This window comes from Bacillus sp. CPT56D-587-MTF (assembly GCF_058792335.1).
Window position 1 is genome coordinate 5,162,501 of the sequence record NZ_JBYTEF010000001.1, and the last position, 15,000, is coordinate 5,177,500.

The 15,000-nt window shown below is 37.2% G+C and carries 13 protein-coding genes, 1 tRNA gene, 2 rRNA genes, 1 other RNA gene, 1 pseudogene and 1 other annotated feature (2 of these 19 only partly in view); of the genes and pseudogenes, 5 read left to right on the forward strand and 13 right to left on the reverse strand.

The features are described 5' to 3' along the window. From AC3WVZ_RS26880 to tadA, 4 genes are all read right to left on the reverse strand, one after another. Window positions 1–197, reverse strand: the 5' portion of a protein-coding gene (locus tag AC3WVZ_RS26880) for a YbaB/EbfC family nucleoid-associated protein (protein ID WP_014894853.1). 130 nt of this gene lie to the left of the window's left edge; 197 of the gene's 327 nt are visible here — the first part of the coding sequence; it begins with the start codon at window positions 195–197; its stop codon lies beyond the left edge, outside the window. Between the two features lie 25 nt (window positions 198–222). Next, complete coding sequence (gene dnaX / locus AC3WVZ_RS26885) at window positions 223–1,911, reverse strand: DNA polymerase III subunit gamma/tau (RefSeq protein WP_000121587.1); 1,689 nt, start codon at window positions 1,909–1,911, stop codon at window positions 223–225. A 132-nt stretch (window positions 1,912–2,043) separates the two neighbouring features. Continuing rightward, an RNA gene (ffs, locus tag AC3WVZ_RS26890) (signal recognition particle sRNA large type) lies at window positions 2,044–2,308 on the reverse strand. Between the two features lie 79 nt (window positions 2,309–2,387). Beyond that, entirely contained in the window at window positions 2,388–2,888 is a 501-nt protein-coding gene (gene tadA / locus AC3WVZ_RS26895) for a tRNA adenosine(34) deaminase TadA (protein WP_000434329.1), read from the reverse strand. A gap of 109 nt (window positions 2,889–2,997) precedes the next feature. Here tadA and AC3WVZ_RS26900 point away from each other — a divergent pair, with 109 nt between their 5' ends. The 4 genes and pseudogenes from AC3WVZ_RS26900 to AC3WVZ_RS26915 form a co-directional block, all read left to right on the forward strand. Next, the gene (locus tag AC3WVZ_RS26900; protein ID WP_233935676.1) at window positions 2,998–3,537 is read left to right on the forward strand and encodes a cysteine hydrolase family protein; all 540 of its coding nucleotides are present in this window, start codon (window positions 2,998–3,000) and stop codon (window positions 3,535–3,537) included. A gap of 125 nt (window positions 3,538–3,662) precedes the next feature. Next, window positions 3,663–4,298, forward strand: a complete 636-nt coding sequence (locus tag AC3WVZ_RS26905; protein WP_233935677.1) for a deoxynucleoside kinase — start codon at window positions 3,663–3,665, stop codon at window positions 4,296–4,298. A 2-nt stretch (window positions 4,299–4,300) separates the two neighbouring features. Continuing rightward, window positions 4,301–4,969 (forward strand): deoxynucleoside kinase, encoded by a 669-nt coding sequence (locus AC3WVZ_RS26910; RefSeq protein ID WP_001053585.1) that lies wholly within the window; start codon window positions 4,301–4,303, stop codon window positions 4,967–4,969. A gap of 126 nt (window positions 4,970–5,095) precedes the next feature. Then, a pseudogene (locus AC3WVZ_RS26915) lies at window positions 5,096–6,465 on the forward strand (IS1182-like element ISBth7 family transposase); the annotation flags it as partial. A 129-nt stretch (window positions 6,466–6,594) separates the two neighbouring features. Here the strand turns inward: AC3WVZ_RS26915 and AC3WVZ_RS26920 are convergent. The 7 genes from AC3WVZ_RS26920 to guaB all read right to left on the reverse strand — a co-directional run bounded on the left by AC3WVZ_RS26920 (window position 6,595) and on the right by guaB (window position 13,544). Next, window positions 6,595–6,987, reverse strand: a complete 393-nt coding sequence (locus AC3WVZ_RS26920; RefSeq protein WP_000364193.1) for a sigma factor-like helix-turn-helix DNA-binding protein — start codon at window positions 6,985–6,987, stop codon at window positions 6,595–6,597. Between the two features lie 166 nt (window positions 6,988–7,153). After that, window positions 7,154–7,246, reverse strand: a tRNA-Ser gene (locus AC3WVZ_RS26925). A gap of 154 nt (window positions 7,247–7,400) precedes the next feature. Further along, the gene (gene serS, locus AC3WVZ_RS26930) at window positions 7,401–8,675 is read right to left on the reverse strand and encodes a serine--tRNA ligase (RefSeq protein WP_000884187.1); all 1,275 of its coding nucleotides are present in this window, start codon (window positions 8,673–8,675) and stop codon (window positions 7,401–7,403) included. A 51-nt stretch (window positions 8,676–8,726) separates the two neighbouring features. After that, window positions 8,727–8,948: a binding site (T-box leader), on the reverse strand. Window positions 8,949–9,002: 54 nt separating this feature from the next. Continuing rightward, on the reverse strand, window positions 9,003–9,593 hold the full coding sequence (gene pdxT / locus AC3WVZ_RS26935; protein ID WP_000238785.1) for a pyridoxal 5'-phosphate synthase glutaminase subunit PdxT: 591 nt from the start codon (window positions 9,591–9,593) through the stop codon (window positions 9,003–9,005). Between the two features lie 18 nt (window positions 9,594–9,611). Further along, window positions 9,612–10,499, reverse strand: a complete 888-nt coding sequence (pdxS, locus tag AC3WVZ_RS26940) for a pyridoxal 5'-phosphate synthase lyase subunit PdxS (protein ID WP_000186165.1) — start codon at window positions 10,497–10,499, stop codon at window positions 9,612–9,614. A 160-nt stretch (window positions 10,500–10,659) separates the two neighbouring features. Beyond that, entirely contained in the window at window positions 10,660–11,967 is a 1,308-nt protein-coding gene (gene dacA / locus AC3WVZ_RS26945; RefSeq protein WP_233936611.1) for a D-alanyl-D-alanine carboxypeptidase DacA, read from the reverse strand. A gap of 113 nt (window positions 11,968–12,080) precedes the next feature. Then, window positions 12,081–13,544 carry an IMP dehydrogenase gene (gene guaB, locus AC3WVZ_RS26950; RefSeq protein WP_000264088.1) on the reverse strand — a complete coding sequence of 488 codons (1,464 nt, stop codon included), beginning with the start codon at window positions 13,542–13,544 and terminating at the stop codon, window positions 12,081–12,083. 115 nt (window positions 13,545–13,659) lie between these two features. Between guaB and AC3WVZ_RS26955 the strand changes: the two genes are divergently transcribed. Continuing rightward, window positions 13,660–14,661, forward strand: a complete 1,002-nt coding sequence (locus AC3WVZ_RS26955) for a YaaC family protein (RefSeq protein ID WP_000554287.1) — start codon at window positions 13,660–13,662, stop codon at window positions 14,659–14,661. Between the two features lie 34 nt (window positions 14,662–14,695). On the opposite strand, the gene rrf is transcribed toward AC3WVZ_RS26955, so the two are convergent. Together rrf and AC3WVZ_RS26965 are read right to left on the reverse strand one after the other, a co-directional pair. Beyond that, window positions 14,696–14,811: ribosomal RNA gene (gene rrf / locus AC3WVZ_RS26960) — 5S ribosomal RNA — on the reverse strand. A 49-nt stretch (window positions 14,812–14,860) separates the two neighbouring features. Continuing rightward, window positions 14,861–15,000, reverse strand: a 23S ribosomal RNA gene (locus AC3WVZ_RS26965); it runs 2,782 nt beyond the window's last position.

Below are 15,000 nucleotides of genomic sequence, written 5' to 3' on the forward strand. Positions count from 1 at the left end.
TCTGGATCTACAACTTCCTCTTTAATCTTCACTTCAAGAATTTGCTTGTGACCATTTGCAATAACTGTAATCATTCCGCCGCCAGCTGTACCTTCAACTGTTTTTTCACCAAGCTCCTCTTGTGCTTTCGCCATGTCCTTTTGCATCTTTTGCATTTGTTTCATCATGTTATTCATATTTCCCATTCCGCCACGCATCATAATTAATTCCTCCTAATTATTATTACTCTTTTATTTCAATGAGTTCTTGCCCTACTAACTTCACTGCCTCTTCTATAAGAGGGTCTTCCTTTTTCTCTGGGCTTTCTTCAGACTCTCCACCTTCACGTTGTAAAAAGTCTTCACGGATTTTACCCCATTCACTTTTTGGAATGGCAATCATATTTAACCTTTTACTTAGCAATTCAAATAAAGCTTGTTCTACTGTATCCATAGCTTCTCGATTTTCGCTCGCCATCTTACAGTGAATCTCATATTGAAATGCTAAAACGTAAGTGTCATCTGAAGCTGCCACTGGTTCACTATTTTCTAGTAAAACGGCAAACGCTACTTTGTTATATGATTTGAGTCTTCCTAACAACTCACCCCATACAGCTTTTAATTGTTCTAAATCTTGACGCTTCGCTTGTTTTAATACTTCATTTACACGTCCGACAGGAATTTTCATACTTCCTGTTCGTACCGGTTTTGGTGTTGCACGTGTCTCTCTTACTTCCTGTTGTACACCTGCTGGCACACCGTTCTTTTTGACTTGCTCTAACTCTTTCTCCAGTTGCTGCATCCTGTTCATAATTGCTTGCAAACGATCTGTACCATTTGCTTGCATCATAAACTGTTGACACAATTGCACCATAACAACTTCTAAGAAAATACGCGGATGATTTGTCCACTTCATTTCCTGTTGTCCCTTACTAAGGGTATGAATAATCTCATAGATCACTTCCGGTTGCATTTCTTCACTCAACTTACGGAATTGATCATCTACAATTACTCGTTCCAACATATGTTCTAGTTGTGGTGAAGTTTGATATAAAAGCATATCACGATAATAGTAAATGAAATCCTCCATAAAACGAACTGGATCCTTCCCTTTACTCATCATTTCATCTATGATTTGCAATGCTCTTGATACATCATTTTCACGTATGCACTCTACTAAATTGCCTAAGTATTGCTGAGAAACAGATCCTGTTACGGCCAATACATCTTCTGTCGTAACAATCTCATCACTATAAGATATAGCCTGATCAATAAGACTAAGCGCATCACGCATACCACCTTCGGCAGCACGCGCAACAATTTGTAATGCTTCACCTTCCACTTGCGTACCTTCATTTGTCACGACCGTTGATAATCTTTCAACAATATCATTCACTGATATTTTTCGGAATTCAAAGCGCTGACAACGTGAAATGATTGTAGGTGGGATCTTATGAGGTTCTGTTGTCGCCAAAATAAAGATAACATGTCCTGGCGGCTCTTCTAAGGTTTTTAAAAGCGCATTGAATGCACCCATAGAAAGCATGTGAACTTCATCAATAATGTATACTTTATATTCTACAGCACTTGGAGCGTATTTTACTTTATCTCTAATATCTCGAATTTCATCTACACCGTTATTTGAAGCCGCATCAATTTCTAATACATCTGAAATGGATCCTTGTGTGATTCCTAAACAAGAAGGACATTCATTACAAGGTTCAGCTACCGGAGCATGTTCACAGTTAATTGCTTTTGCAAATACTTTTGCAATTGTCGTTTTTCCTGTTCCCCTCGGGCCAGAAAATAAATAAGCATGTGAAACTTTCTCTTGAAGAAGGGCATTTTGCAACGTTTTTGTCACGTGCTTTTGACCGACTACATCTTCGAACTTTTGCGGTCTCCATGTTCGGTATAACGCTTGGTATGACACGAAAATACGGCCTCCCTCAAAGGTTATTATCTCATTTATTATAACCCATTCTGTTTATAGATTCCAAAAGTTATTTTCTATACAAAAAACTCACCTTTGTATTAAGGTGAGTTTTGTATACATATATAACTGCCGTGCACCCTCCGTCGATTACGTACCATAAGCGTTACTCAAGCAGTTAGCTCGGTTCAGGCACTCCTGCGGCACACGAGAAGACCCGCTTATTGCTGCTTCCTTCCGGACCTGACAAGGTTCACGGGGTCCCGTTGCGCAGGACCCAAACGTCAACACCACTTACTTAAGGCAGACCTTACAGCAACATAACCTCGAGAGGGGATTCGGCCTCGCTAGAGCGGATTGCGAGTATAGGGCACCGCTACCTCCCCGCTTAGCACGGCAAAGTTAAAACCAATATTCGGTTGCCTTCATTAAAGGCATTATCAGTATAACTTGTTTCTTTAGAAAATGCAAATACGTTAGTTCCCAGTATTCTTCTCTAATTTTTTTATTGCTTTTCTTTTTTTACGAAGCTCTCTAAAAAAGTTTGTTAACAACGTACCGCATTCTTCCTCTAGTACACCAGATACTACTTCACATTGATGATTGAAGCGTTCATCCGTTAAAAGATTCATCAATGTCCCTGCACATCCGCCCTTCGGATCACTTGCACCATATACAACTCGCTTCACTCGTGATAAAACAATTCCACCCGCACACATTGGACAAGGTTCTAATGTTACATACAATGTTGCATCTTCTAAACGCCATGTCCCTAATTTTTTACATGCATCATCTATCGCTAGCAACTCAGCATGAGCTATTGATCTTTGCTCAGTTTCCCTTAAATTATGGGCAACACTAATTACCTCACCATCTAACACTATAACTGCTCCAATTGGTACTTCCTGTATTTCCTCTGCCTTTTTAGCTTCTTCTATCGCTAATTGCATAAAATAAATATCTTGATCTTGTTCCATAACATAGTCCTTTCATTACAAATAAAGTACACTTATTTCCATTTACTACACAGGGGATAACTTTTACAAATTCAATCCACCCTAAAAGAAAAAAGAGAGGGGATTACATATGAAAAATACCGCCTTGCTCATTATCGATATGATTAATGACTTTCAATTTTCCCACGGACCCATTCTAGCTAAAAAATGCGAAACTATAACAAACCCTATTTTACAATTAAAGAAAAAAATGAAATCCTTTGGCTATCCTATAATTTACGTTAATGACCATTATCAACTTTGGAGATCTGATATCGACCAACTTATTACTCATTGCACAAATGAATATAGCGAAAATATAATTCATAAGATTGCTCCAAGTTTTGATGAGTACATTTTTATTAAACCACATTATTCCGCTTTTTATGAAACACCTTTAAATTCATTACTAGGTTATTTAAAAATAGAAAATCTTATATTAACAGGGGTTGCCGGAAATATATGTATCCTATTTACAGCTAATGATGCTCATATGAGAAATTATAAATTGTATGTACCACAGGATTGTATCGCCTCTAACAACGACCAAGATAATATACATGCTTTGAAAATAATGGAAACTATATTGAAAGCAAATATAACATCATCAACCAAAATAAAATTTAATTAATACATATATCTATTTTCTAACTTTTTATATCAAATTAACCCGCTCGCTTCCCTCTTGTGCTACAATAATTCTGTTTTGTGTTTTTAGTAGTCACGGTAAATCACTGATTGAAAGGAGGAAACAGCGTGACCGGAGTACCATTTATCACGGTTGAAGGACCAATTGGTGTTGGAAAAACTTCACTTGCGAAGGAAATTTCAACTCACATGCAACTCCACTTACTAAAAGAGATTGTTGATGAAAATCCCTTTTTAGGAAAGTTCTATGAAGACATCGACGAATGGAGTTTTCAAACAGAGATGTTCTTTCTTTGTAATAGATACAAACAATTAGAAGACATTAACATAAAGTACTTGAATCAAAGGAAACCAGTAGTAGCGGATTACCATATCTTTAAAAATTTAATTTTTGCATCCCGCACATTAAAAGACGCTCAATATGACAAATACATGCAAATTTATCGTATCCTTACACAAGATATGCCTGTGCCAAATGTCATTGTTTATTTAACAGCTAGCCTAGAGACATTGCAAAAACGAATCGCCATGCGCGGAAGAAAATTTGAAAAAAACATGGATCCAAATTACTTACTACAGCTCACAAAAGATTATGAAACAGCAATGGATGCTTTTAAAAAAGATCATCCGGAAATACCAGTATTGAAATTTAATGGCGACGATATGGATTTTGTAAAAAATCCTGATGATTTAAACGTTATCCTATCTGCCCTTCAAAATACTCTCTTAAAGGAGTCGAAATAATAATGAATTTAAGGCAAAAATATGATATACCCAATGACGCAGTAATCACTATCGCCGGAACAGTAGGTGTGGGTAAATCAACTATGACAACTGCATTAGCTAATGCTTTAGGTTATCGCACATCATTTGAAAAAGTAGATTCCAATCCATATTTGGACAAGTTCTATGCGGACTTCACTCGCTGGAGCTTCCACCTACAAGTGTACTTTTTAGCAGAACGATTTAAAGAACAAAAAAGAATTTTTGAATATGGTGGCGGTTTTGTTCAAGATCGTTCCATTTACGAAGACACTGGAATTTTCGCAAAGATGCATCATGAAAAAGGAACAATGACGGAAACTGATTATGAAACATACAAAGGTTTATTTGACGCTATGGTCATGACTCCTTACTTCCCTCATCCAGACTTATTAATTTACTTAGAAGGTTCTTTCGATGATATTGTCGATCGTATTCAAGAACGCGGGCGCCCAATGGAACAGCAAACACCAATTGAGTACTGGAAAGAAATGCATGGACGTTATGAAAACTGGATTAACAACTTTAATTCATGCCCTGTATTACGCTTAAATATTAATGAGTACGATATTTTAAAAGATGGTGATTCAATCGAACCAATCATAAAAAAAATTGGCCATTTTTTAAAACAAACACGTAAACTTGTAAAATAAAAAACCCGTGCATATGCACGGGTTTTCCCAGGCTGTGGAGAAAGTCTTCTCCACAGCCTGTTTTTGTGTCTGAACCTCTTTTTATGTGTCAACACTGATAAAAAAGAGGAAAAGGAGAGATTTTTTATGATGGGTGCTTTAAAAAATCATCGTGATGAGCGTGTATCTGTTTCTGTAGAAGAGTTGGTTCCACAAGATCATTTCCTTCGTGCAATTGAAGCGACAATTAGTTTTGATTTTATTGAAGAGAAGTTACGCCCTTATTACTGTGAAAACAATGGACGCCCGTCCATTCATCCTATTGTTTTATTTAAGATGATGTTTATTGGATATTTTTACGGTATTCGTTCTGAGCGTCAATTGGAAAAGGAAATTAAAACGAATATTGCCTACCGTTGGTTTTTAGGGTTTTCTCTATCGGATACTATTCCGGATCACTCTACAATCAGTTGGAATCGTCGTACTCGTTTTATTCATACAAATATTTTCGAAGAAATTTTTGATGAGATTGTGAGACAAGCGACGGAGCACCGGATGGTAGGAGGACGTGCACTGATGACAGATTCTACACATATTAAGGCCAATGCCAATAAAAATAAATTTGTACATAAATATAAAAAAGAAAAAGCAAAGTTTTATATAGACGAGCTAGAAGCTGCGGTAATCGAAGATCGTGAGGTACATGGAAAAAAGAATTAAAACCTAGAAAGGAAAGTGATACCCCTACCAAAAAAACTCGTATAAGTACAACGGATCCAGATAGTGGATTTTTAATGAGAGATGGAAAACCAAATGGTTTTCATTTCTTGGATCATCGTACGACTGATGCGAAGTACAATATTATTACAGATACCTATGTAACGGCTGGAAATATGGCAGATTCCGAGCCGTATTTAGCACGCCTCCAAGCTCAGATTGATAAATTCGACTTCAAAGTAGAAGCTGTTGCCCTTGATGCTGGCTATTTTACAGGATATATCTGTAAGAAACTATCAGAACGGAATATATTTATGGTGATGGGGTATCGCCGATTTGGAAAACGGAATAAAGAAGTACCGAAAAGCCAATTTAAATATGTAGAAGAAATGAATGTTTTCGCTTGTCCGATGGGATGTATTCTAGAATATGTAACAACTGATCGTGAAGGATACCGTCAATACAAATCGAATCCAGAAGACTGCGCTGTTTGTCCGTTACGTGAGGTGTGCTTTTCAAAGAAACAAAAACAAAAAGTTATCACTCATCATGTGTGGGAGAAATATAAGGATATTGCTAGAAAAAACAAGCTAACAGCTACAGGGAAAAGGTTGTATAAAGTACGCTGTTCCACTATAGAGCGAAGCTTTGCAGACGCCAAAGAACTACATGGCTACCGCTATGCCCGGTTTCGAGGGCTGAAGTCTGTCCAAATGCAAGCTTATCTCACCGCAGCTTGTCAAAACATGAAAAAAATAGCCCTCCACCTGACCAAAAAGGGTCAGGTGGAGGGCTATTTTTTAAAATTCTATTATTTTATGTTGTTTTTATTCGCTAAAATCAAAAAAGATTCCAGAGTGTTGGGAACCCTAAAGGGTTTCCCAACACTCTGAAAAAACCCGTGCATATGCACGGGTTTTCCTATTAAATTACTTCTTCTTTGTTGGAGCAATAATTTCACTCTCAGGTTTTCCTGCGTTAATGCGCTGACGAACAGTACTTGTACTAATATCGTATGCTTCAGCAATCTCTTTAACAGTCATTTCTTTCCCGTTAATTACTGCCGTTAATACTTTACCTGTACGTTTTGGAGCTGCTTCTTTCTTTACAGCTGCTTTTTTAACTTGTTTTGGCGCCTCTACTTTACTCGTAGCTGGTTTTACATCACAAGTACAACCACAAAGTTTACGGAATGTATCATCACTAATAATGCGTGATACGTTTGCACCACTGTTTAAAATTCTATTGTTCTTACAGACAGGACATTGTACATAATATAAAGTTTTTCCATCTAAAGGAAACGTTTGTATAATAAGATCCATGTTGACTCCTTTCATATCTATGAAGATAATCATCGGAATATGAGTGTGTAATAAGGACAAAATTACCTTACACCATACTTTATGATTGGTTTTAAAATAAAAACTCGTTACGTGTTGGTAACGAGTTCTCCAATCTCCACTTATATGCGCTGTTGTCAATTATATCTGGAGGAGGTAGAGGGATTCGAACCCCCGCGCGACTCTCGCCGCCTGTCGGTTTTCAAGACCGATCCCTTCAGCCAGACTTGGGTATACCTCCATATTGACATCAAATATAATATCAAAAGAAAAACAGTTAGTCAACCCTACTAAAATAAATTATGAGGAAAGGAAAATTTTACTTTCCCCTTCCTACATTACAGTACTGACAACGCTCATAATTACCAATCACTCATACCGATGAATGTTTAAATTTACTTAATAACTGTTTTTCCTCCCATATAAGGGCGAAGAACTTCTGGAATTATAATTGTACCATCTTCTTGTTGGTAGTTCTCTAAAATAGCTGCAACCGTACGTCCAATTGCAAGACCAGATCCATTTAATGTATGAACATGTTCTGGTTTTCCATTTGGTTCACGGCGGAAACGGATATTTGCACGTCTCGCTTGGAAAGCTTCAAAATTACTACAAGAAGAAATTTCACGATATGTGCCATAGCTTGGAATCCATACTTCAATATCGTATTTCTTCGCTGCTGTAAATCCTAAATCGCCTGTGCACATGCTCATAACGCGATATGGCAACTCTAATAATTGTAACACGCGTTCTGCATCATTTGTTAACTTTTCTAACTCTTCATAAGAATCTTCTGGTTTTACGAACTTCACAAGCTCTACTTTATTGAACTGATGCTGGCGAATTAAACCACGTGTATCACGCCCAGCTGAACCTGCTTCAGAACGGAAGCAAGAGCTAAATGCAGCATATCTTATAGGCAATTGCTCTTTATTTAAAATCTCATCACGATGCATATTCGTTACAGGTACTTCAGCTGTTGGAATTAAGAAGTAATCTTCACTTTCAATACGGAATGCATCTTCTTCAAACTTTGGAAGTTGTCCTGTTCCTGTCATACTTGCACGGTTTACCATATATGGAGGTAATACTTCTTCATATCCATGCTCATCAGTATGAAGATCAAGCATAAAGCTAATTAAAGCACGCTCTAATCTTGCACCAGCACCTTTGTAAAATACGAAGCGGCTTCCTGTTACTTTCCCAGCGCGTTCAAAATCTAAAATTCCTAAATCAGTAGCAAGATCCCAATGTGGTTTTGGCTCATAAGTAAATTCTTTCACTTCTCCCCAAGTACGTGCTACTACATTATCATCCTCTGTTTCACCAACTGGAGCAGATTCATGAGGGATATTTGGAATAGATAACATTAATCTTTCTAAGTCTTCTTCAACTGTACGAAGTTCGTTATCAAGATCCTTTACTTTTTCTCCCACTTCACGCATTTCTAAAATTAGAGCTTCTGCATCTTTCTTTTCGCGCTTTAATACAGAAATTTGTTGAGATACTTCGTTACGTTTACTTTTTAATTCTTCTGTCTGAACAAGTAGTTCTCTTCTTCTCGTATCCAATTCTTCAAAACGTCCGAAATCAGTTAAATCTTCGCCTCTATGCTGTAATTTCGCTTTTACTTCTTCAAAGTTTGTACGTAAAAATTTAATATCAAGCATTATATACTCCTCCTTTTATTTTATAAAACACAAAAAACTCCCGTCCCTATATAAAGGGACGGGAGTTAACCCGCGTTGCCACCCTAGTTGAAAGCATTACCGCTTTCCTCTCAAGTAGAAATAACGGCTCTTCACCGGGAATGCTTACTAATCCAAAAGATATTCCACATTCCATTCCAGGATGGATTCACAAACTGTTTCTATCGATTTCCACCAACCATCGACTCTCTATAAGAAACGACATTTGTTACTATTTCCTATCAACACGCTTATTTTATAAAATTGTTACCATCAATTTACTATAATCTTATACAAGTTGCAAGTTACTTATACAACTTTTTTCATTTTCGCTTCTTTTACCATTTCAACAAAGTATGCTGTCACACGATGATCATCTGTTAATTCCGGATGGAATGAAGCAGCTAAAAACTGATCTTGTCTTACCGCTACCATTCGGTCACCATGCTTAGAAAGCACTTCAACATTATCAGCTACTTCTACAACATACGGCGCACGGATAAATACACCAACGAAGTCTTCACCCACGCCTTCAATTGAAAGCGCAGCCTCAAAACTATCCTTTTGGCGTCCGAACGCATTGCGCTCAACTGTAATATCCATAGCACCAATATGTGCTTCTTCATAGCCAATAAGTGTTTTCGCAAGAAGAATCATCCCTGCACATGTACCAAACATTGGTTTACCAGACTTTGCAAATGTACGAAGTGGTTCCATGAAAGCATACTTATCAATAAGACGGCGCATTGTTGTACTTTCACCGCCCGGTAAAATAAGACCATCAATCTCTTCAAGTTGCTCTATACGCTTTACAACAACAGCTTCTGCACCACTTGCTTCAACTGATTTTACATGCTCACGAACTGCACCTTGAAGACCTAGTACACCGATTTTCACCATTTTAAAGTTCTCCTTTAATTACCATCCACGCTCTTGCATGCGTTGTTCTGGTAATAACGTTGAAATTTCGACACCCTTCATTGCATTACCTAATCCTTTAGAAAGGCTTGCAATTAGTTCGTAATCTTCATAATGAGTCGTTGCTTCAACGATTGCACGTGCAAATTTCTCTGGGTTTTCTGATTTGAAGATACCAGATCCAACAAATACCCCATCAGCACCAAGTTGCATCATTAATGCTGCATCTGCTGGTGTTGCTACACCACCTGCCGCAAAGTTTACAACTGGTAAGCGACCAAGACGTTTAATTTCAAGTAATACTTCGTAAGGAGCGCCAGTATTTTTTGCATATGTCATTAACTCATCTTCACGTAGACTCGCAACTTGACGGATTTCTGCATTGACTTGGCGCATATGACGCACTGCCTCTACAATGTTTCCTGTTCCTGGTTCACCTTTTGTACGAAGCATAGATGCACCTTCTGCAATACGACGTGCAGCTTCTCCGATATCACGGCAACCACATACAAATGGAACTGTGTAATCACGTTTATTTAAATGGTATACTTCATCAGCAGGAGTTAATACTTCACTCTCATCGATATAGTCTACCCCTAATGATTCTAATACACGTGCTTCTACAAGGTGACCGATACGGCATTTTGCCATAACCGGAATTGACACCGCACCCATAACTTCTTCAACAATTGTTGGGTCTGCCATACGAGAAACGCCACCTGCTGCACGAATATCTGCTGGTACACGCTCTAATGCCATAACGGCAACTGCGCCTGCCTCTTCTGCAATTTTTGCTTGTTCAGCGTTAACTACGTCCATAATAACGCCGCCTTTTTGCATTTCTGCCATTCCACGTTTTACACGTTCTGTCCCTGTTACATTTGTCATGTACAAAAACCCCCCTAGGTGAATTGCTTTCCCCCGTTAAAGGCGAAAATTAAGAATACTCTTACATTCTACCACTAACTATCAGATGCTTGTCTACTACTTTTTCATAAAGTCGGTATGAAAAATAGGAATAAAAAAAAGCTCCTATCGTGAGGAGCTTTTAAAACCAACCTTTTACTGTATCAACAGCACTATTCCACATACCACTAAAGAATGAACCAATTCCGCGCATAGCACGAGTAAACCAGTTTGCTTCTTCTACTTCAGATGTCGTTACAAGATCCACTTGCAGTGACTTACCAGTTAAAAATCCAGGGTCGTTTGTATCTTTTGGCGTAATTACCATTTGACCAAGCGCAGCTCCCTTTTTAATAGGTGCTTCTTGTCCCTTACTTGATTCTTTTAATTCTGTTTTATAAACATCTTTACTTCCTTTTGGCACTGGAAGTGAAATAGCTTGTTTCGTTTGAACTGCTACCTCTTTATCTTTCGCATTTTCTACTCGTACTGTTTCTTGTCCTTTTACTGAAGAACCTTTTTTATACATTTGTTTTACTTCAAAGTTAGCAAATCCATAATCATATAACTTCTTTGTTTCATCAAAACGTGCTGTATGAGAACTTGTTTTAATAACTACAGAAATAAAACGCATTCCGTTTCTTTCAACCGTACCAGTGAAGCAATCTCCTGCTTCTGGAGTTGAGCCTGTTTTTAGGCCATCTACGCCATCATATTCTTTAACTAAGCCCTTTAACATCCAGTTCCAGTTCGACATTCCAAACTTCTCTTTTTCTGGACGGAATTCTTTTTTAGGGATTTTTGCTGTATCTAACACTTTTGGATAATCTTTAATTAAATGTTGTGCTAAAGTTGCAACATCCTTTGCAGACATTTTATTTTCTTCATCCGCTGTTGTTCCTTCAGGATGCATTCCCTTTAAATCTTTATTCGTTAAACCTGTAGAATTGACAAATTTATAATTTTTTAACCCTAGTTCTTTCGATTTGTCATTCATCATTTTTACGAAGTCTACTTCTTTACCTGCAATTGCTTCTGCTAATGCAATTGTTGCACCATTTGCAGAAAAGATTGCCATTGCTTCGTATAACTCTTTTACTGTATAAGAGCCACCATTTTCTAATGCAACATTTGATAATGAAGCATCTTGTGAAACCTTATATGCATATTCAGAAACCTTAATTTTCTGGTCCCACTTAAGTTTTCCTTTATCCACTGCTTCGTGAACTAAATATTCACTCATCATCTTTGTCATACTAGCAATGGATAATAATTCATCTGCATTCTTTTGATATAAAATTTTCCCAGAATTCGCTTCTACTAAAATTGCCGCACCTGCTTCAATGTTTAAAGCGGCTCCTGTTTCAGCTGATGCATTGCTATATGGCATAAAAATGCTACAAGCTAGTGTAAGCACTGTTACCAAAGCAATGAATCTTTTGCAAAACATACCTTTCACTTTTGCTACCCCCAATATCTATGTACTCACATAACCGTTATTCTAACATAATCAAAAAAAAATAGACAGAGATATCAAATCTCTGTCTATTTGTATATAAGACATTATAATGAGTAGTTTGGAGCCTCTTTTGTAATTTGTACGTGATGAGGATGACTTTCACGTAAGCCAGCACCTGACATACGAATGAATTGTGCATTTTCGCGTAAGAATTCTAAATCCTGTGCTCCGCAATATCCCATACCTGCACGTAAGCCACCAACTAATTGGTGAACTGTATCTGCTAAAGGTCCTTTATATGGCACTCGTCCTTCAATACCTTCTGGGACAAGCTTTTTATTACCTTCTTGGAAGTAACGATCTTTACTTCCTTTTTCCATCGCACCGACAGAACCCATACCACGATACACTTTAAATTGACGACCTTGGTAAATTTCAGTTTCTCCAGGGCTTTCTGCAACACCTGCAAACATGCTACCTAGCATAACAACATGTGCTCCTGCCGCTAAAGCTTTCACCATATCACCAGAGTACTTAATACCACCATCAGCAATAACTGGAATACCGTGTTTACGAGCTTCTGTTGCACAATCATAAACTGCAGTTAATTGTGGTACACCAACACCGGCTACAACGCGTGTTGTACAAATAGAACCTGGTCCAATACCAACTTTAACTACGTTTGCACCAGCTTCAATTAATGCTTTCGTTGCTTCAGCAGTAGCAACATTTCCAGCGATAATATTTAGTGATGGGTATTTAGCACGAACTTCTTTTACCTTATCAATAACACCTTTAGAATGTCCATGTGCTGTATCAAGTACAATTGCATCTACACTAGCTTTTACTAATGCATCGATGCGAAGCATAGCATCCGCTGTTACACCAACTGCTGCTCCAACTAATAAGCGTCCTTGCTTATCCTTAGCAGAGTTTGGGAATTCAATTACTTTTTCAATATCTTTTATTGTAATAAGCCCTTGTAATACACCGTTATTATCAACAAGAGGGAGTTTTTCAATTTTATACTTTTGTAGGATCTTTTCAGCTTCTTCCAGTGTAGTACCAACTGGAGCTGTAATTAATTGTTCTTTTGTCATTACGTCAGAAATTTTGATTGAGTAGTCTTGGATGAAGCGCATATCACGGTTTGTAATAATACCAACTAATTTTCGCTCATCTAAATTATTTACAACCGGTACACCTGAGATACGATATTTTCCCATAAGATGTTCTGCATCATATACTTGATGTTCTGGAGTTAAGAAGAAAGGATCTGAAATAACGCCGCTTTCAGAGCGCTTTACTTTATCAACTTGCTCTGCTTGTTGCTCAATAGACATATTCTTATGAATTATTCCTAAACCACCTTGGCGAGCCATTGCAATAGCCATGTCAGCTTCTGTTACTGTATCCATTCCTGCACTAATTAACGGGATGTTTAGCTGTAAGCTTTCAGATAAAACTGTTTTAACACTTACTTCTCTTGGTAATATATCTGACCTAGCTGGTACAAGTAATACATCATCAAAAGTCAAACCTTCTTTAACAAATTTAGATTCCCACATAATTGTTCCCCCTATGATACCAGAAATTATTATTAGTAGCTTATCAATTGGTTAAAATACTGTCAAGGACGTATATATATGTTAGAATTTTTAGACAATAAAAGGAGCGTAATATATGCATCAAACATCTTGTACTTGGCAGCAGTTAAGTTTCTTTTTTTCATCTCAAAACGTACAACGTTATCTTGCCCGTTGTTATGAAAAATCCTCTATTCAGGATGCAGAAAAAAAAAGTTTTGAAAATTGTTATCCCTTTATTTATTACTTAGAACACGGGAAAAATTATTATGAATTATATAAGACAGCTCCATTTTCCATTCAACCAATGTTGTTATTTTATGGAATTAGTCAACTGTTTAAAGCATGCCTACTAACTATTGACCCTAACTATCCTGAATCCACTACTGTTTTAGCTCATGGCGTTACAACTCGCAAACGAAAAAAACAAGGGTATCAATTTTTAGAAGATGAGGTGAAGGTACAAAAAAACGGATTGTTTACTCATGTTGCAGAACAACTGTTTCACATGAAACACTTAGAAGCAGAAAAATTTAACATGTTAGAACTAATGGGAAATATTCCAGAATTACAAAATTTATTTCGTTATAGTCAAAAAGGATCAACTTTATATAAAATTGATTCAACAATTAAAAATGAGCTCTCCTTTTCAGTCAACCTACTAGATCGATTACATATGACTAAAGAGAGATTTTCTCGTTACATTGAAACATCTTGTAAGCATTTATCAATACAACACGTACCTGAGAAGACTAATGAATCGAATTTACTTTTTACAGCGCCTATTCAATCATGGAATCCTATGTACAGTACTCCTTTATACTATGAACATCTTACTAATACTTATTATTTGCCACTTACGACTGACCCTAGAAATCCTAAGCCAATATTACCTGAACTCCTCATTCATTATTTATTGCTCTATAATTTAAGCATGATTTCTAGATATGAAACAGATTGGTGGTATGACTTACTTGGAAGTTATGGTTCTGAAGATTATCCATTTATTTATCAATTTCTAAGTATTTCTGCTCAAAAAATCCCTTACTATATTTCAAATTTTTTATTAATGGAACCAAATCTATTTCATGGGAAATAAAAAAACACAAGTCAAATGACTTGTGTTTTTAGTTGCTTGGCGACGTCCTACTCTCACAGGGACAAGGTCCCAACTACCATCGGCGCTAGAGAGCTTAACTTCCGTGTTCGGTATGGGAACGGGTGTGACCTCTCTGCCATCATCACCAAACTATGAAGGCATATTCCTTCAAAACTAGATAACATTTGCTACATATTATATGGTTAAGTCCTCGATCTATTAGTATTCGTCAGCTCCACATGTCACCATGCTTCCACCTCGAACCTATCAACCTGATCATCTTTCAGGGATCTTACTAGCTTACGCTATGGGAAATCTCATCTTGAGGGGGGCTTCATG